Raw genomic sequence first — 17760 nt, 5'->3', positions numbered from 1 at the left:
TGCCTTTAATTTTTCCCTGTCGTGTTCGTCGTAAAAGCGTTGGTATAACATCAGCCACGGCACACGGGTTAAACGGAGTCATACAATGTACGCAGTAATCAAAACTGGTGGTAAACAGCACCGTGTAGTCGTCGATGAATTGCTTAAAGTTGAACTACTAAAAGCAGAAAAAGGCGAAACAATCAAATTTGAAGACGTGTTGATGGTTGTTGACGGCGATAACGTCAAAATCGGTCAGCCTGTTGTTGACGGCGCTAGCGTAGAAGTTGAAGTTGTTGAGCATGGTCGCGGCGAAAAAATCCGTATCATCAAGCACAACCGTCGTAAGCATTATCACAAAGAACAAGGTCACCGCCAATGGTACACCTTGTTAAAAATCAAAGCGATTAATGCCTAATTATTCATTTAGCAATTATTGCTAAATAGCGCACTAAATGCTTAAGAGTTATCGCATCAGCGATAAGTCAAATTAACAAGGAGATTTTCTCATGGCACATAAAAAAGCTGCCGGTTCGAGCCGTAACGGTCGTGATTCAAACCCAAAAATGCTAGGCGTAAAAATCTTTGGTGGCCAAGCTATCACAGCTGGTAACATCATCGTTCGTCAACGTGGTACAGAATTCCACGCAGGCGAAGGCGTTGGCATGGGTCGTGACCATACTTTATTTGCACTGAATGACGGTGTTGTAAAGTTTGCGACCAAAGGTAAATTTAACCGTCGTTATGTTACGGTTGAAAACGCATAATTATCTATTTAGGTCGTTTTATTCTTTGAATAGAATGATCAGATAATTAAAAAAGCCCTTACTGCCTTATGGTAGTAGGGGTTTTTTACGTTTGTAGGGTGATATAAATTAATAAGAACTATTTTAAGCGATATTTTTAAACTTACTACTAGCATAACTACTGTAGCTAAGAATTCTAAATGTAAACTTTTACCGTGTAACTGTATTGGTTACAAGCGTGTATGGCAGCCGTAGTAAAGATTGCAAATCATGACTAGGCGCGTAATAAAAAAACTGGCACACTGTTGCCATTGCTGATGGTTACCAGCTTTAGCTTGGTAAAATCAGTATTTATAGAAAACAAAAATTTCAATAGAACATTTTATTTTTAGCGACAACTTTAAAGCGATTATGCTTTTTTAGAGAGGATTTATGATGAACTTATCTACGAAAAAATCAACCAAACAAAAAATGATGAGTGGTGCTTTAGCAGGTGTGTTAATGACATCGCTAGGTATCGCAGCGCCAATGATGGCATTGACTCAAACGGCTACCGCAGCTCCTGCTGACAACCTAACAGCTGCTAAACGTCTGAACAAATTGCTGACCAATACCAAGAGTATGACGGCCAATTTTAGTCAAACGACTAAAGGTGCGAGTAGTGGTACATTTAAAGGCTCTATGAGTGTCCAACGTCCAAATAACTTCCGCTGGGAAACCAAGTCACCATCAGAGCAGCTGATCGTTGCTAATGGTAACTCTATGTGGGTTTATGACAAAGATTTAGAGCAAGCGACTAAGCAGAATGTTGACAGTCAAGTAGGTAATACACCAGCCTTGCTACTATCAGGTGATCCAAGCAAGATTGACCAAAACTTTAAGATCACTCAGCCATATGACAACAAAAACTACTATGTGCTCTATCCTAAGGCAGACAGCGCAAGTTTCAAAAGTCTTTCAATAAGTTTTAGTGGTGGCAAACCTGTCATGATGGTATTGAACGACACCTTGGGTCAGACAACCTCTATCAAGTTTAGCGGTATCAAGATGAACCCAAGTATCGGTAGCAGTCAGTTTAAATTTACACCACCAAAGGGTGTTGACGTTATCAATCAGTAATTAACAGATATATTGCTAGGTTTGGATATCAGTTCAAAATTAGCAACGTAATAAAAAGGACAGATCCTATGCGGTCTGTCCTTTTTTATGTGAGTAACTATAGTTTATTTAGCAGAAAATTTAAGACATAGCTCGTATGGTTTCCATATCTGGCATAGGTGGCAGTTCATCCAGATGGCTTAATCCAAACGCATCTAAAAACTGCGCAGTAGTATGAAGTAAGGCAGGACGACCTAGCGTATCTTTAAAGCCTTTCTCCACAATCCAGCCTTTATCAAACAACTGGCGCAGTATATTGCTCGATAATGTTACTCCGCGCACATGCTCGATATCACTGCGTGTCACAGGTTGTTTATAAGCAATGACACTTAGGGTTTCAAGTAAAGCTTGGCTCAAGCGTTCCTGACGCTGCGGAAAAATACGCTGAATTAGACTGCTATAGTCATCAGATATCTGTAAACGATAACCGCTGGCGGTCTCATGTAGCCTAAGCACACCTGTATCTAAGCGTTGTTGCAGCACTTCCAAGGTTTGCTTTAATTCTTTAGTAGATAATGACAAATGTTTCTTTAATGCGTGAGCGGTCAGCGGTGCTTCTGAGGCATGCAACAGTACTTCAATACGTTTACTCATCTCTTCAAGAGAATTATGCTGCGCTTCAGCTGATGGTGATGTAGTCATAGTTGTTGATTCTAGGGTCTCATCATGTTGCTTTGGGTCTTCAATATCTACCATCTAAAGTATGCTCTTATTTCAATATTGTGATTTTAATAGAGAGTAGTCTAAGAGACAGTCTTAGAGCCTACTAGGCTAACCACTGTAATGTGAGATTTGTGGATTCATTATTCATATTAGTCTGATCAGAATTATTGTAAACAGAGTTGACGACATCGCTATCTGTCTCAATATTGACCACACCAACTAACTGCCGCTTTATAAGCTCAAGTACGGCGACAAAACTCACGACCACGCCTATTTTACCTTGTGCTTTATCTAGTAGCTCATAAAAGGAGCGCGCCCCATCTGTACTTAATTGTCTGCTAATACTGGCAATACGATCGGCAAGGGGTACTGCATCAACTTTGATCGTATGCATTTGATAGTCAGGCTGTAACTGCATTTTAAATAAGCTATCAATCAGCAAGTTAGGTGAGTAGCTTGGCAGTTCCGCATTCATAACGTCTTGACCAGGCATACTAACCATTGCCAAAAACACATCACGCTCTAAGCGCACTAGATTGTCTAGGCGCTGACTGACCACTTTGATTTGCGCGTATTCTTCGAGGCGTTCGATCAGTTCTGCTTTTGGGTCACGCTCGTCGGTTGGGGTATCAGGGGCAGGCAATAGCAGTTCGGTTTTGATAGCGATGAGCGTTGATGCCATAAGCAGATAATCACCCGCTAATTCAAAGTGCTCGGTATCCAGTTCACCGATATAAGCTAAGTACTGCTCAGTGATGGGCAGAATAGGCATTTGGGTCAAATCGACGTTGTTCTTTTTGACCAAATATAATAGAAAATCCAATGGACCAGCAAACTGCTCTAACCAAATAGCAAAGGCTTGCGGTGGTACATACAGGTCTTCTGGCAAATGCTGCACAGGCGTCTGATAGATACGTAGCGACATATCATGGTTGATTGATTCATCATGCTCGCTCTGATTGTCTGTAAGCTCGGAGGTTGAATCCGCCATAGCAGATAAGGCGACTTTAGACAAAGCCGCCTGTTTGGTGTTTGGTTCAGTTTGCACGTTTAGCACCCGCTTTGATAATAAGTTGCGTCAGTGAAACGACTATTCCAGCAACGATTATTTAAGCTTAGCAAGCGGGCGGATACCGATAGCACGGCGAGCTTTGTCTAGTTGCTTACGACTATGGCGACGGGCTTTATTTGCACCCATCTGCAATATTTCTTCTAGCTCTTTTGGATTGGCCATCAGCTCTTCGTAACGTGCACGGAATGGCGCGATTTCGTCATTAATCTTATCAAACAGCGCTTGTTTAGCGTCACCCCAGCCAATACCAGCGGCATAACGCGCACGCATATCAGCAATCTCTTCAGCGGTCGCAAATGCTTTATAAATCTCAAAGATAGCTGAATCATCAGGATCTTTTGGCTCATCAGGTAGCTGTGAGTTAGTCACAATTTTCATGATGGCTTTATGCATCTGTTTTTCAGGACTGACTTGCGGGTTTGGCTCACCAAATAGGGGAATAGTATTGCTATAGCTCTTACTCATCTTGCGGCCATCAAGCCCAGTAAGCAGCGGTATATCGTTATCAACGACTGCCGACGGTAGCGTAAAAAGAGACTTATAACGATGATTAAAAGTACCTGCGATATCACGCGCCATCTCGATATGCTGAACTTGATCGCGACCTACTGGCACATGGGTAGCATTGAACATCAAGATATCAGCCGCCATTAGCACGGGATAACCAAACAGACCCATGGTGACACCTTGATCAGGATCGACATCAGCTTTTTCTGTATTGATATCAACGGCTGCTTTATAGGCATGGGCGCGGTTCATCAAACCTTTGGCACATGAGCAGTTCAAAATCCAAGCAAGTTCTGGAATTTCAGGCACGTCTGACTGACGGTAGAACGTGACACGCTCAGGGTCTAGACCACAAGCAATCCACGTGGCTGCAATGGCTCTAGTCGATTCGTGAATGATAGCAGGGTCATAGCAGCCGATGATGCCATGGTAGTCTGCTAAAAAGAAAAACGCTTCATGATCACTATTTTGAATAGACTCAATCGCTGGACGAATCGCGCCAACATAGTTACCTAAGTGCGGAATACCAGTCGGTTTGATACCAGTCAGGATGCGCTTGGCTTCAGTTGAAGTATTAGAAGCTTGATTGTCAGGAGTACTGTTATTGCTCATGGGAAATCCGTTATTTTGTTTATCAAATTATTATCAGTGCATAGCTAAAATGCAAAATATTAGCCGCAAAGTATAGCAAACTTCACCAGTATTTTTGGGAATAAAGGCTTACTTATAGATATCAGTACGACCGTTTGGCCCATGTTTGAAGCGGCGATGAAACCACATCCACTGTGTAGGATCAATACGAATGAGCCCTTCTAAAACTTCATTGACCCGAGTGGCATCAGCGACTTCATCTTTACTTGGGTAGTTGTCTAATTCTGGCGTAATCGTCAAATGATAATGGGGACGTTTACCACGCGGCAAGTTGTCAGGCGTCTGCCGATAAGTATGCAGTGCCATGACAGCTGGTGGCTGTGCTTTGCTACCCAGTTTTGCCATGCGACGCGATGCAGTAATCGTTGCGGCAGGCACACCGAAAAATGGCGCCATCACCCCTTGCTTGAGACCGTAGTCTTGGTCAGGAGAGTACCAGATGACATGTCCGGCTTTGATAGAGGTAACTAAGCTACGCATATCACGACTAGAGATTTGCTTACCAAAAATATTGGTACGGCCATTATAAATAAACCAGTCTAATAAAGGGTTGTTTTGCGTACGATACATACAATCTACTGGGAAAAACTGCGCACATAATAGGCCACCCAAATCTAGCATCGTATAATGCGCACCGAGCAAGATAACTGGCCGCTGCTCATTTTGCGCATTAACAATATGCTGTAACCCTGAGATGGATACAGTTCTAGTAAATATATTGGGCCGGAACCAAGCGCATAACGTTTCAAACACACCAATGCCTTGATTGACAAATACTTGCTTGGCCATTAATTCACGTTCAGCTTCGGGCTTCTCTGGAAATGCCAACTTCAGGTTGATTAATGTATCGCGTCTACGTGAGCCAGCAACTTTATAAATCAATATACCAAGCTTACGACCTAGCCAAAACTGCCAACGTAACGGCAGATATATCATCGGTAGCATTATTAAGAATAATAACCAAATGCCCCAATTCTTTGGTGATAAAAACTGCCACTGAAATGGTTTGTGCTCTGCTTGCGCTGTACGCTTATGATTTTGGGTAATTGTCGGTGTGCCAGCCGGTATCGCAGGCGACTTAGCCGACTGTTTCATACTAGGCGGCACGCTGCTATTGGCAGATGGCTTGCTAGGGTCGAATTGTTCTGGCGCTTTCATAATATCCTTCTGCGGCACGGTTTGAGGCATCATGGCTAATAATAAAAAGTTACTGATATGATGGGGTAGCGTTTAATGCTTTGCAAGTTAGAATTTCTACAGACGCTCTATTTTGTAGTGTCGAAACAAGGTGCTCATGTTAGTTATTGCCGTAAAACGAAACTTGTTTGATGAAGACAATCAGATAATCAACACGCTATCAGTAGGCATAAAAAAACCTTATAAGCTGTGACCAGCTTATAAGGTTTTGCAAAACCAGACTCTTATTTAACTTTACTACTGAAGCTCTGAGAAAAAGACAACAGCAGCAAAAATATAAGAGATAGTTTTGATTAACGTTTTGAGAACTGTGGACGTTTACGTGCTTTACGTAGACCCAGTTTCTTACGTTCAACTTGACGTGAATCACGAGTAACAAAACCAGCTGCTTTTAGAGCAGGTTTTAAAGTTTCGTCAGCTTCGATTAATGCACGTGTGATGCCGTGGCGGATTGCGCCAGCTTGACCACTAATACCACCGCCTGCAACAGTTACATATAAATCATATGCGTTAGCAGAGTCTAGTAGTTCTAATGGCTGACGTACAACCATGCGTGAAGTTTCACGGCTGAAGTATTCGTCAAGTGGCTTACCGTTAACAACGATACTACCAGTACCTTTTGATAAAAATACACGAGCAGTAGACGTCTTGCGGCGACCAGTTCCGTAATTGCGTTCCATAAGTATATCCTTAGATGTCTAGTTCTTTAGGTTGCTGTGCAGTATGTGGATGATCAGTACCCGCATAAAGTTTCAGCTTCTTGATCATCGCATAGCCAAGAGGGCCCTTTGGAAGCATACCCTTAACTGCTTTGTGTAGAACATCTTCAGGCTTATGTGCAAGCAACTTATTGAAGTTGGTTTCTTTAATACCACCTGGGTAGCCACTGTGACGATAGTACTTTTTGTCTTGTGCTTTTTTACCCGTTACCGTGATTTTGTCAGCATTGATGACAACAATAAAGTCACCAGTATCAACGTGCGGAGTAAAAGAAGGCTTGTGCTTGCCACGTAAGCGAGTTGCGATTTGAGTGGCTAAGCGACCAAGGGTTTTGCCGTCAGCATCTACGACATACCAGTCATGGGTCACTTCAGCTGGTTTTGCACTAAGTGTTTTCATGATAAAACCTTAAAATTAGAATTCGTTGAGAGTTTAGCTGGGAACGGGGCTCTCAAAAAACAGACTGCACATTATAAGCAGTAGCGCCTACGCTTGCAAGCTGCATTGGGGTTTATTTTCGCCTTATATACATTAAACTGCAGCGTCGGCCAGTTTTTAGCGGTTCTAAACATTTGTAAAATACGTTAACGGCTTTCATTAACCCGACAATTATGACGATGATAGACGATAAAGTCCAGCGACAACTTGTCCGACTTTGGTTTGTTTCAGACATTCAAAAGCGATTGATTGCTGAGTAACGCTCGATTGGAGGTCTAGATTCTCATTTAGCGACGCTTCCAATTGCTTAAGCTGTGCTGACAAATCTTTATCAGCTTCTAAATAAATCAGTGTTTCAGTATTTATTAAGGTATTGGTAATAAGCGCAGTCAAAATAGGCTGCCATAAATCCTGAGCATAAGGCGGATCGATAAATACAATGTCAAAGGGGCGCGCAGTCAGATGCTTTTGACGCAATACTTGCTCAGCAGTGCCAGTGATAATTTGATAAGCAGCAGCCTCAATGTGCAATTGCTCAGCACTCTGACGTAGCATGTTGCTTTGTGCTGGATTGATTTCGATAAATGTCGTGCGGGCAGCGCCGCGAGATAGCGCTTCAAATCCTAGTACGCCACTGCCAGCGCAGCTATCGAGTACATGGGCGTCATGAATGTCAGCGAGTAGCCAGTTAAATAAAGTCTCCCGCAAACGATCTGGGGTCGGACGCAGGCCGTCTGCATCAATGAAACTTACAATACGGCGCTTAAACTGACCACCAATGATGCGCACATCACCCGCTGCCGTACTTTTCGCCTTACGGTTATTCTTTGGTGCGCGTCCATTTGAGGCTTTTTTCATTATCGTGTCTCGCTTACCAATTCTTTGCTGGGTTTTACTTTACTAGGCTTCTCTTTGTTAGGTTTTGCTTTTTATACTGTTAACTACTTAAACGTCTAGTTACTCAGATGTCGCTGCTGCCGCTTCGGCTTCCTCGGCTTCTTTCTCTTCCAATGCTTTTGCTTCTTTATCACGAATGGCATCACGCATCGCTTTTTCAAAAGCCTTTTGGCGTTTAATGACTTTTAGCTCATCAGCAGAAGGTGGCAACACAGGATCTGTCTTACGTTGTAATACCCAGTAGTCAAATAGAGCACGGCCAATAGGCGCTGCAACAGCACTACCACCGCCGCCATTTTCAACCAATACCGCAAGGGCAATCTGCGGGTCTTCTACTGGGGCAAAACCATTAAACCAAGCATGATCCCAGTGACGCTTATCAATCGCTGACTTGTCATAGCGTTTGCCCTGCGCGATAGATTTCACCTGTGCAGTACCTGTTTTACCAGCGATACGATAGCGCGGGGTATAGATACCGCGTCCTGTACCGTTTTCTACCACGCTTTCCATTGCATCATGCATACGCAACCAGTCAGACGGCTTACCGTTATAGTCGATTTTGCCATCTGGCTTAGTAATGACTTTGACGTCCGCGGCGCCGTCACTGCTCTTTAATAAGTGCGGGGTAATGTGCTGTCCTTTACTGGCAGTCATGGCTGTAGCGTTGGCAATCTGTAGCGGCGTTGCCAAGAAATACCCTTGTCCAATACTGACAGAGATCGTTTCGCCTGGTAGCCAGTCTTTATCGTAAGTATCTTTTTTCCATTTTGGCGATGGCATGATACCTGATTTTTCGTTAGGTAAATCAATACCAGTATCTTCACCAAAACCAAAGCGTACCATCCAATCGTGCAGACGCTGAATGCCCATCTCGTAAGCCAACTTATAATAATAAGTATCGACCGACATCGCGATGGATTTTTTTAGATCTACCGTGCCATGACCACCACGTTTCCAGTCGCGGAATCGATGGCTATCTCCAGGTAAGCTAAAATAACCAGGGTCATAGATAGTGCTGTTCCAATCGCGTAGACCATAATGAATACCGCCTAGACCCTCGAATGGCTTGATAGTAGAGCCAGGTGGGTAGGTACCTTGTAGCGCACGGTTATACAGTGGTTGATCCAAATCTTCACGCAGATCGTCGTAGTCTTTAAAAGAGATACCTGATATAAAAGGGTTAGGGTCGTAGCTTGGATTACTAACAAACGCCAAGACATCACCGTTTTTTGGGTCTATCGCGACGATTGCACCGCGGCGTCCATCAAGTTGCTGCTGGGCGATGGTTTGCAAACCATAATCCAAGCTCAACGTAATATCGTTACCCGCTATCGGCGGCTTGGTATCTAATTGGCGTAAGATATTACCATGTGCGTCTGTTTCTACCGATTGATAACCCGGTTGCCCAAGCAAAATATCTTCATAGTAGTCCTCGATACCGATTTTACCAATCAAGTCAGTACCAGCGTAACGGTCTTTATCAATACGCTTTGACTCTTTGTCATTGATACGTCCGACATAGCCAATGACATGGGCAAACAGCTCATCATAAGGATAAGAGCGCGTAAGCTTGCTTTGGATAGATACCCCGCGGAAGAATGGCTTACGTTCACTAAACTGAGCCAACTGTGCTTCTGTTAAATCAATCTTAATCGTTACCGGGTCGTTTTTATTTTTACTTAGACGCGCCAAGATATCAGTAATATCTGTATCGGTTAAATCAAAAATCGGCGCGAGTAGATGCAACGTGCGCTCAGGGTTTTCGACCTCATCAGGGCTGAGCATCGCTGTAAATACAGGCTGGTTGTCTGCCAGTATTACTCCGTTACGATCATAAATATACCCACGACTAGGCGGCGCAGATATCAGTTTGATACGGTTGTTATCGGCTTGCGTTGTGTACTGATCATAAGCGTAGACTTGCAAATACCCATAACGTGTTATCAAACCGCCCAAACCAATCAATATTATAATCCCAAAGATGATAATACGATTGGTAAAGGTACTGTTGACCTGTTCGGTATTGGGAGTTATCGGTTTATTCATAGAAGATCAGAGCCCAAACGGTCAGTGAGTCAATAAAAGAAAAATAAGAGGGCAGGTTGGTTAACCAAAGTGCGGTGAGTTTAAAAGATAATGCAAATGGTTTCAATCACATAGAAGGGTATGGGGTGAAATCGTTATGCAGTCATTTATACGCAGGTAGTCTTTGTTATTGCACTACAAATTATAACAGAACAAATGAGCAGGCGCAGTACTCAGTCATATATTTTGTCCTGATTATCTACCGACCAAGAACTGGCTTATATTTAGGTTTTTATTGGGGAGCAGACGATATGAACCATGTCATCTTTAGTCACAACTTGTCGCTGGTCTATATGTGCTAATAAATGGCAAGTATGCTAAAATCAGGCGATTTATTTTATAGTAGTTATTATGGGCGGAGCGTCTTTTGAAACGTTCTCATTTTGCTAAAGCCTCGCTATCAGTAGCGACAATATTAGCAACGACAACCAACCTGTCAGGGACTAGATAAGTCATGGACGTAAATTCATTATGGCAGACGATAGCTGAACACCCAGAGTTCTTTGCCATGCTGACCATTCCACCAGTGACGGCATTCGTCACTTGGGTACATGTGTGGATGGCGCTCAAGATGCTGTTTTACCCGGTCAAGTTTTGGGGTATTCGTATTCCTAATTTCCCATTTTTTGGGCTGCCAGGTATTGGTTGGCAAGGTATCGTTCCGCGCAAAGCGGGCAAGATATCAGGGGTTATCGTTGACCAGACGCTCTCAAAACTCGGTTCGCTTGATGAGTTTTTTAAGGCGATGGAGCCTGAGCAAATGGCGATATTTGTCACTGATACGGTAGACAAAAACCTTGAGCCATTGATTGATGAGATTATGTTGGATCACTCGCCAGCACTGTGGGGCAATCTACCTTACGCCCTAAAGCGCCGTGTCTATGCGCAAGCTCATAAAGAGCTACCCAGTATTATGCAGTCGCTTGTGACAGATTTGACTTATCATGTCGAAGATTTGGTCGATATGCGCAAAATGATTGTCAACACCATGGAAAACGATCGTCGCCTGATGGTCAATATGTTTTTAAAGGTCGGTCAAAAAGAGATCGACTTTATCTGGCACGTCAGTGCTTTGATTGGTCTGGTATTTGGTATTATCCAGATGTTTATATTTTTGGTGGTGCCGCAGCATTGGACCGTACCGTTCTTTGCTGCAATTTGGGGTTTTCTCACCAATTGGATTGCTATTTGGATGGTGTTTAATCCAGTAGAGCCGCACTTCATCCCTTATTTGAAGCTGTTTTCGGTGCAGAGTCGCTTTCCATTTATCAAACCCGTCATACCGCATATCGCAAAGTATCGTTTGCAAGGCGGCTTTATGAAGCGCCAAGAGGAAGTTTCTGAGGTTTTTGCTGAGATTGTGGTAAAGGATTTGGTCACTTTAGAAAACATCATGAGTGAAATGATGTACGGTGACCGCTCAGCGCAAACGCGTGATTTGATGAAATCGCATCTATATACGGTGCTAGAGTCACCAGTGATTAGCACGACATTACGTGTGGGATTGGGTCGCCGTGATTATGGACAGCTCAAAAATACTATTATCGACAAATCTATTGTCGCAACGATGGTGCCACTGCGAGATCCTGAGCTAAATGAAAGTCGAGCCAGTAAGATATTTGGTCTGTTTCGCGATAGAATACGTGCGCTCACGCCAAATGAGTTTCAGAACTTGTTGCGTCCCGCTTTCCGAGAGGATGAGATGACGTTGATTGTTTTGGGCGGTTTGACTGGTTTTCTAGCAGGTTGGTTGCATTTAGTGTTAGTATTTTTCCCCTCGATGCAATAATGCATGAATAAGTATTTTTAATTAGTCATGAACGGCTGTATTGAATAAGCTTTGAATAACTAAAAAATGTAAAATTAACACCAGATAAGCATTTTGTATCAATCATTCATATTGGTACGTCACAATGATAGTAGCGGGTTTTATGTGCTTCTACAGCAATTGAAACCTCAGTTTTTAACCGTAAACTATGACCGCATAAAGGACTATTAGCGTTTGCCAGTGGCTAGCAGTGCCATCGGTGAACCCTTAATTGTATCCAAGGTAAACAAGGTTAGACCGTATGTTAATCACAGAATTGGGTTATTTTGCCTTGCTGGCCGCTTTTATATTGGCGATTTTGCAGGTGGTACTACCAACCATTGGCGTCATGCGTGACCACGTCGCTTGGCAGCGTTTGGCGCCAAGTCTGGCATGGGCGCAATTTGCGGCAATGATTACCTCATTTGCAGCATTGATGGCAGGCTTTTATTACAACGATTTTAGTCTCGTCTATGTCACTCAGCATTCCAATACATTGCTGCCTTGGTACTACAAGCTATCGGCGACATGGGGCGGGCATGAAGGCTCGCTGCTGCTTTGGATGACCATCATGGCCACTTGGTGTGCGCTGGTCTCTTACTTCAGTCGTGGGTTACCGTTGTCGATGCGTGCGCGAGTGCTGGTGATACTGGCAGGCGTGCAGATGATGATGCTAGCGATGCTTATCTTTACCTCATCACCGTTTGATCGCACATTACCCAATTTACCTGTCGATGGCGCGGATCTAAACCCTGTATTGCAAGATTTTGGTTTGATTATTCACCCGCCGATGCTCTATATGGGCTATGTGGGTATGGTTGTGCCATTTGCGTTTTGTATGGCAGCACTGTGGGAAGGGCGTTTGGATGCGGTATGGACACGTTGGTCGCGTCCATGGGCATTGGCGGCTTGGGGTTTCTTAACAGTCGGTATCGCGCTTGGTTCTTGGTGGGCTTATTATGAGCTTGGCTGGGGCGGTTGGTGGTTCTGGGATCCAGTAGAGAACGCCTCATTGATGCCATGGTTGGCGGGGACGGCGCTACTGCATTCACTTGCTGTCACCGAAAAACGCGGTGTGTTTAAAGCATGGACTATTATGCTCGCAATCTTTGCTTTTGCGCTTAGCTTGCTTGGTACGTTCTTAGTACGTTCAGGTGTCATCACCTCAGTACATTCATTTGCCGCTGATCCAACGCGTGGTCTAGTGATTCTAGTCATCCTCGGTATCATCGTCGGCGGTGGTCTGTTGATGTTTGCGGTACGTGGCTGGCGTTTGACGGTCGAGAGTCAGTATCGACTCATCTCACGTGAATCATTTTTGGTAATTAACAACGTTATTATTCTAATTTCAACCTTAGTGGTACTACTTGGTACGCTATATCCTATTATTGCTGATGCCTTTAACTTAGGTCAGGTATCTGTTGGCCCTCCATACTTCAACGCTCTATTTGTGCCGTTGACATGGCTGCTACTGGTGGCGATGGGTATGGGCTCTAATATCCGCTGGAAACAAGACAGCCGCCCGTTATTGGGTGCTGGTATGGTTATCGCGGTGAGCAGTTTGGTATTAGCCGCTATTATCACCTATTTCACCAGTCCATCAGCGATGTTAAATATCGGTGTCACATTGGCCGTGAGCTTTTGGGTGTTGTTATGGATGGTTGTCGATTTCAAAGACAAGACCAAAAATGCACCAAGTCGTTTAAACGGCTTACGTCAGTTGCGTCTGAGTTATTGGGGGCAGCAAACCGCTCATATTGGCGTCATCATTGCGGTCATCGGCGTGGCATTTACCACTACGTTGAGCATTGAGCGCGATGTGGCATTAGGGCCTAATGACAGTGTCAATGTGCAAGGCTATGACTTTATGGTAAAAGGCTTTAGTGAAGTAAAAGGCAGTAACTTTGACGCTACGCAAGCAGAAGTAACAGTCAGTAAAGACGGTCAAGAAGTGACCACGTTATATCCTGAAAAGCGTAACTATATTATCAGTATGATGCCGATGACAGAAGCTGCGATTGATGCCAATTTGATGCGTGATGTCTACGTAGCACTTGGTGAGCCAATTGCTGAAGATAGCAATGAATGGGCTTTCCGTATCTATGTCAAACCGCTTATCCGCTGGATATGGTTGGGTGCGCTTATCATGGCGTTTGGCGCATTGCTCAGTATGCTAGACAATCGTTACCGTATCAAAAAAACCAAAACACCTGCGCAAATCGCGGCCAAAAAATCAGGCTTTGCGACGGTTGCAGATTTGGATACGTCAGCTACAAAGATAGGGGAGCGTTAATATGACTACCTCAAACAATGAATCTGATAAAAAAGCTCAGCAAGAGGCTGTCAACGACCCTAAAGTTGCGAGCAGTAATAAAGTAAAAACTAAGAAAAAACTTAAAATCGGATTTTTGATTCCGCTGGTTGTCTTTATTGGTTTGGTCGCTATGCTCTATATGCGTTTGGGCAAGCCGACTGATATCGTGACCAATACAGCGCTTGAGCGTCCAGTACCTGCTTTTGAGTTGCCATTATTATCAGATACCAGTCGTATCATGACCAATGACAACTTGCCAGATAAGCCATTCCTCATGAATATTTGGGGCTCTTGGTGTCCAACTTGTATCATTGAGCATCCTTTTTTGATGAAGTTAGAAGAGCGCGGTGTAAACTTGGTAGGCGTAAACTACAAAGATGATATTGGTGATGCGTTAGGGTATCTTAATCGCGGTGGCGACCCATTCTCTATGTCTATTCAGGACTTGTCAGGACAGTTCGCTCTAGACTTAGGTCTGACTGGTGCACCTGAGACTTTTATCGTCGATGGTGATGGGATTATTCGTCAGCATATCATCGGTGAGATCAATGAGAGCAATTGGCAAAGTCGTATCACGCCTTGCTTGATGGTGCTCAATGACGCTAGTAATAATGGTGTCAGTCCAGATCCGAGCCAAGTTTTGGAGGCGTGCAAATGATAGCCTACCAAATAAGAAAGGCGACCATAAAGTTAGCAAGCTTGTTAATTGCTTGTCTATTCAGTATGGCAAGCTTTGCTGCCATTGATGTCTACGATTTTGATTCTGTGCAACAAGAAGCCCAGTACCGCGGTCTCATCGAAGAGCTGCGCTGCCCAAAATGCCAAAACCAAAACTTGGCAGGGTCTGATGCGCCAATTGCCCAAGACTTAAAGCAAAAAACCTATGATTTGATAAAAGATGGTCGTAGTGATGGCGAGATTCGAGCCTATATGCAAGAGCGTTATGGCGACTTTATCAGTTATAAGCCACCAGTACGTCCTTCAACATGGATTTTATGGTTTTTCCCACCGTTATTATTGATCGTTTTATTGGTCGGTTGGTTTTGGCAAAGTAAACGCCGTCAGCTTGTCGCCAGTGGCGAGAGTGGTGTGGCAGTAGACAACCATGTCAAAGCGTTGTCTGCCGCTGAAAAAGCAGAACTTGATCGCTTATTGTCACAAGCTAACAGTGATGACAAAGACGACACTACAAGCCTTGGGGGCAAAAAATGACCATATTTTCTACTGTTGGCTTATTTATTGCGCTAAGTTTACTTGTCGCTTTGTTGTTGGGCATTATCACCATTAAGCCGTGGTTAAGAGCACCGCGTTCGCATAGTAAGCCTGTGGACAATCAACTGCTGGATATCAACGTTGCTGTGTTTCGTGAGCGACTAGCAGAGCTGAAAACAGATAAAGACAGTGGTATCATTGATGACCATCACTATCAAAACCAAAAGCTTGAGCTTGAACGTCAGCTTTTGGACGCTCAGCGTGAAGTGTCACCGATGATCACGCCAGGTATCAAAAGCCGATTGATTATTATGGTTTGGGTGCCTGTATTGACCGCCATGGCATATCTGATGGTCGGTGATCGCACACCTGTCTTTGAGCTGTGGGCTGCTGAGGACAAAGTCGGTCAAGTGGCGGACGATCTATTAACAGGTAGAATCGATCAGCCACCTGCTTGGGCAATTGAAGATGGTAATCAGCTGATCAGTGCCATGCAGACTAACGTCTATCGTCATGCCAGTGACTACAATCGCTGGATGCGCCTATCAGAGCTATTCTTGTCATTAGAGGCGACTGATTCGGCACTAGAAGCGTTGTCGCGCGCTTATCGTCTATCGCCTGACAACGAAGAAATTGCGACCACTTATGCGCAGATTAGTTTCTTTGCTAATAAGGGTCAGTTAGATGCCAATAGCCGCCGAGTGTTAGAAAACATACTGGCCAAAAACCCAGAGCATGAGGGCGCACAAATGCTTATGGCGATGGGTGAAGCCCGTGCTAGTAACTTCGATCAAGCGCAAGGCTGGATTAAACGTCTGCGTGACAGTATCGCGGCCAAACCAGGTGATCATACGCAAGCGCTATCAAGTCTAGATGAGCTTAGCGCTAATGTGGTAATGCAGCAACAGCAAGCCTCTGAAGGCGTCGAAGTGACAGTCAAAATAAATGCTAGTCTGTTACCATTGGTAAAAGCTGACGATACGCTGTTTGTAGCGATACGTGACGTGAAAGGTGGTCCACCATTTGCGGCTAAGCGTCTACCGATTAGCAATATCAAACAAGGCGAAGCGGTTATTAGCCTAAGTGATCTTGATGCTATGATGCCAGAGCGTACCCTAGGGTCGGCTCGTTCTGATAAAGTACAGCTAGCGGTCATCGCTCGTATCAGTCATAGTGGCAATGCTACCGCAGAGTCAGGCGACCTCTCGGGTAATCCAGTGGTTATCAGCGCAGAACAAAATCAGGTCAACGTGGAAATAAATCAGCAAGTTCCATAGCCATAGTAGTAATATAAATACTGGACGCTAATGGTATTTATTATATAGACGCTGTTGCTCAGTATGGACGCGAGCAGCAGTGTTATGATTGACTTGATTAAAAGAGATATAAAGGTAACCCAGATATATAAATGGGCACTCCAAACGCAGTCAATACTGCTGCTTTTTATCTTTAATTGACCATGTATGAACAGATAAGTCATGCCAACTTGTCACATCAATAATGAAAATACTTGAGCTTTGCAGGGCCACAAGGTAAGGTAGCTTTGCAAACAACTAATCCCAGAGTTTTATTAATCCCAAAATCCTATCTATTAAGGAGAGTCGTGTAATGATGCGTATTATTTTACTAGGACCACCAGGCGCCGGTAAAGGTACCCAAGCCCAGTTTATTTCTAAAGAATATGATATTCCACAGATCTCAACTGGCGACATGCTACGTGCAGCAATTAAAGAAGGTAGCGAGCTTGGCAAAAAAGCCAAAGATATCATGAATGCTGGTGGTTTGGTTTCTGATGACCTCATTATCAACCTAGTGAAAGAGCGTATCGCTAAGCCTGATTGTGTGAATGGTTGTATCCTAGATGGTTTCCCGCGCACTATTCCTCAAGCGCAAGCACTTGCAGACGCTGATGTTGCTATCGACCATGTTATCGAAATCAGTGTACCTGATGACGAAATCGTGAGCCGTTTGTCTGGCCGTCGTCAGCATCCAGGTTCAGGTCGTGTTTATCATGTCGATCACAATCCACCAAAGGTTGAAGGCATCGATGACGTTACTGGTGAAGCGCTTATCCAGCGTGAAGATGACCAAGAAGCGACTATCCGTGACCGTCTATCGACTTATCATGAGCAAACATCAGCATTGGTTGGTTTCTACCAAGACAAAGCCAAAGAAGGCGATGATGCGCCTAACTATGACAAGTTTGATGGTACGCAAGGTATCGATGACGTTAAGCAGCAAATTTTGTCTGCACTAAAAGGCTAATTATCGAGGTTAGCTAAGTAATTTAGCCAGTCGATGTAGTCGTTGAAGA

At 44.0% G+C, this 17760-nt stretch carries 17 protein-coding genes; 9 read left to right on the top strand and 8 right to left on the bottom strand.

Features of this window, described 5'->3' with window-relative positions:
* Positions 1–85 precede the first annotated feature (85 nt).
* The 3 genes from rplU (at position 86) to lolA (ending at position 1844) form a co-directional block, all read left to right on the top strand.
* Complete coding sequence (gene rplU, locus JMX91_RS09860; RefSeq protein WP_057761012.1) at positions 86–397, top strand: 50S ribosomal protein L21; 312 nt, start codon at positions 86–88, stop codon at positions 395–397.
* 91 nt (positions 398–488) lie between these two features.
* Positions 489–746, top strand: a complete 258-nt coding sequence (rpmA, locus tag JMX91_RS09855; RefSeq protein ID WP_021813611.1) for a 50S ribosomal protein L27 — start codon at positions 489–491, stop codon at positions 744–746.
* Between the two features lie 411 nt (positions 747–1157).
* Positions 1158–1844 (top strand): outer membrane lipoprotein chaperone LolA, encoded by a 687-nt coding sequence (gene lolA / locus JMX91_RS09850; RefSeq protein WP_227679362.1) that lies wholly within the window; start codon positions 1158–1160, stop codon positions 1842–1844.
* Between the two features lie 120 nt (positions 1845–1964).
* Here lolA and scpB read toward each other — a convergent pair whose 3' ends face one another.
* The 8 genes from scpB to mrdA all read right to left on the bottom strand — a co-directional run bounded on the left by scpB (position 1965) and on the right by mrdA (position 10074).
* Positions 1965–2525, bottom strand: a complete 561-nt coding sequence (scpB, locus tag JMX91_RS09845) for an SMC-Scp complex subunit ScpB (RefSeq protein WP_165597003.1) — start codon at positions 2523–2525, stop codon at positions 1965–1967.
* 124 nt (positions 2526–2649) lie between these two features.
* Positions 2650–3471: a segregation and condensation protein A gene (locus JMX91_RS09840; RefSeq protein ID WP_201548890.1), complete on the bottom strand. Its 822-nt coding sequence runs from the start codon at positions 3469–3471 to the stop codon at positions 2650–2652.
* A 180-nt stretch (positions 3472–3651) separates the two neighbouring features.
* Positions 3652–4737, bottom strand: coding sequence for a tryptophan--tRNA ligase (locus JMX91_RS09835; protein WP_201548880.1), 1086 nt, complete (start codon positions 4735–4737; stop codon positions 3652–3654).
* Positions 4738–4845: 108 nt separating this feature from the next.
* The gene (locus tag JMX91_RS09830; RefSeq protein WP_201548879.1) at positions 4846–5934 is read right to left on the bottom strand and encodes a lipid A biosynthesis acyltransferase; all 1089 of its coding nucleotides are present in this window, start codon (positions 5932–5934) and stop codon (positions 4846–4848) included.
* 332 nt (positions 5935–6266) lie between these two features.
* Positions 6267–6653 carry a 30S ribosomal protein S9 gene (rpsI, locus tag JMX91_RS09825; protein WP_021813618.1) on the bottom strand — a complete coding sequence of 129 codons (387 nt, stop codon included), beginning with the start codon at positions 6651–6653 and terminating at the stop codon, positions 6267–6269.
* A gap of 10 nt (positions 6654–6663) precedes the next feature.
* Positions 6664–7092, bottom strand: a complete 429-nt coding sequence (rplM, locus tag JMX91_RS09820; protein WP_057761004.1) for a 50S ribosomal protein L13 — start codon at positions 7090–7092, stop codon at positions 6664–6666.
* A 210-nt stretch (positions 7093–7302) separates the two neighbouring features.
* Positions 7303–7989 carry a 16S rRNA (guanine(966)-N(2))-methyltransferase RsmD gene (gene rsmD / locus JMX91_RS09815; protein ID WP_201548878.1) on the bottom strand — a complete coding sequence of 229 codons (687 nt, stop codon included), beginning with the start codon at positions 7987–7989 and terminating at the stop codon, positions 7303–7305.
* Between the two features lie 99 nt (positions 7990–8088).
* Positions 8089–10074, bottom strand: a complete 1986-nt coding sequence (gene mrdA / locus JMX91_RS09810; RefSeq protein WP_201548877.1) for a penicillin-binding protein 2 — start codon at positions 10072–10074, stop codon at positions 8089–8091.
* Positions 10075–10567: 493 nt separating this feature from the next.
* Here mrdA and JMX91_RS09805 point away from each other — a divergent pair, with 493 nt between their 5' ends.
* The 6 genes from JMX91_RS09805 (at position 10568) to adk (ending at position 17711) form a co-directional block, all read left to right on the top strand.
* The gene (locus JMX91_RS09805) at positions 10568–11902 is read left to right on the top strand and encodes a hypothetical protein (RefSeq protein ID WP_201548876.1); all 1335 of its coding nucleotides are present in this window, start codon (positions 10568–10570) and stop codon (positions 11900–11902) included.
* 280 nt (positions 11903–12182) lie between these two features.
* Complete coding sequence (locus tag JMX91_RS09800; RefSeq protein WP_201548875.1) at positions 12183–14213, top strand: heme lyase CcmF/NrfE family subunit; 2031 nt, start codon at positions 12183–12185, stop codon at positions 14211–14213.
* 1 nt (position 14214) lies between these two features.
* Positions 14215–14892, top strand: coding sequence for a DsbE family thiol:disulfide interchange protein (locus tag JMX91_RS09795; RefSeq protein WP_201548874.1), 678 nt, complete (start codon positions 14215–14217; stop codon positions 14890–14892).
* Complete coding sequence (locus tag JMX91_RS09790; RefSeq protein ID WP_201548873.1) at positions 14889–15446, top strand: cytochrome c-type biogenesis protein; 558 nt, start codon at positions 14889–14891, stop codon at positions 15444–15446. The genes JMX91_RS09795 and JMX91_RS09790 overlap by 4 nt, the downstream gene beginning before the upstream one ends.
* Positions 15443–16723, top strand: a complete 1281-nt coding sequence (ccmI, locus tag JMX91_RS09785) for a c-type cytochrome biogenesis protein CcmI (RefSeq protein WP_201548872.1) — start codon at positions 15443–15445, stop codon at positions 16721–16723. Before JMX91_RS09790 ends, ccmI begins: the two co-directional genes overlap by 4 nt.
* 334 nt (positions 16724–17057) lie before the next feature.
* On the top strand, positions 17058–17711 hold the full coding sequence (gene adk, locus JMX91_RS09780) for an adenylate kinase (protein ID WP_180952604.1): 654 nt from the start codon (positions 17058–17060) through the stop codon (positions 17709–17711).
* Positions 17712–17760: the final 49 nt, after the last annotated feature.

The organism is Psychrobacter sp. Pi2-1, from assembly GCF_904846645.1.
GTDB lineage: Bacteria > Pseudomonadota > Gammaproteobacteria > Pseudomonadales > Moraxellaceae > Psychrobacter.
The sequence above is the reverse complement of the archived record's forward strand: the minus strand, read 5'-3'. Positions and strand labels throughout refer to the sequence as shown.

Bases quoted from the DNA above. Each gene is read 5' to 3' on its own strand.
- mrdA (WP_201548877.1), bottom strand. From the start codon at position 10,074: ATGAATAAACCGATAACTCCCAATACCGAACAGGTCAACAGTACCTTT.
- ccmI (WP_201548872.1), top strand. From the start codon at position 15,443: ATGACCATATTTTCTACTGTTGGCTTATTTATTGCGCTAAGTTTACTT.
- scpB (WP_165597003.1), bottom strand. From the start codon at position 2,525: ATGACTACATCACCATCAGCTGAAGCGCAGCATAATTCTCTTGAAGAG.
- rplU (WP_057761012.1), top strand. From the start codon at position 86: ATGTACGCAGTAATCAAAACTGGTGGTAAACAGCACCGTGTAGTCGTC.
- rplM (WP_057761004.1), bottom strand. From the start codon at position 7,092: ATGAAAACACTTAGTGCAAAACCAGCTGAAGTGACCCATGACTGGTAT.
- JMX91_RS09795 (WP_201548874.1), top strand. From the start codon at position 14,215: ATGACTACCTCAAACAATGAATCTGATAAAAAAGCTCAGCAAGAGGCT.
- JMX91_RS09840 (WP_201548890.1), bottom strand. From the start codon at position 3,471: ATGTCGCTACGTATCTATCAGACGCCTGTGCAGCATTTGCCAGAAGAC.
- adk (WP_180952604.1), top strand. From the start codon at position 17,058: ATGCGTATTATTTTACTAGGACCACCAGGCGCCGGTAAAGGTACCCAA.
- JMX91_RS09835 (WP_201548880.1), bottom strand. From the start codon at position 4,737: ATGAGCAATAACAGTACTCCTGACAATCAAGCTTCTAATACTTCAACT.
- JMX91_RS09790 (WP_201548873.1), top strand. From the start codon at position 14,889: ATGATAGCCTACCAAATAAGAAAGGCGACCATAAAGTTAGCAAGCTTG.
- JMX91_RS09830 (WP_201548879.1), bottom strand. From the start codon at position 5,934: ATGAAAGCGCCAGAACAATTCGACCCTAGCAAGCCATCTGCCAATAGC.
- JMX91_RS09800 (WP_201548875.1), top strand. From the start codon at position 12,183: ATGTTAATCACAGAATTGGGTTATTTTGCCTTGCTGGCCGCTTTTATA.
- rpsI (WP_021813618.1), bottom strand. From the start codon at position 6,653: ATGGAACGCAATTACGGAACTGGTCGCCGCAAGACGTCTACTGCTCGT.
- rsmD (WP_201548878.1), bottom strand. From the start codon at position 7,989: ATGAAAAAAGCCTCAAATGGACGCGCACCAAAGAATAACCGTAAGGCG.
- lolA (WP_227679362.1), top strand. From the start codon at position 1,158: ATGATGAACTTATCTACGAAAAAATCAACCAAACAAAAAATGATGAGT.
- rpmA (WP_021813611.1), top strand. From the start codon at position 489: ATGGCACATAAAAAAGCTGCCGGTTCGAGCCGTAACGGTCGTGATTCA.
- JMX91_RS09805 (WP_201548876.1), top strand. From the start codon at position 10,568: ATGGACGTAAATTCATTATGGCAGACGATAGCTGAACACCCAGAGTTC.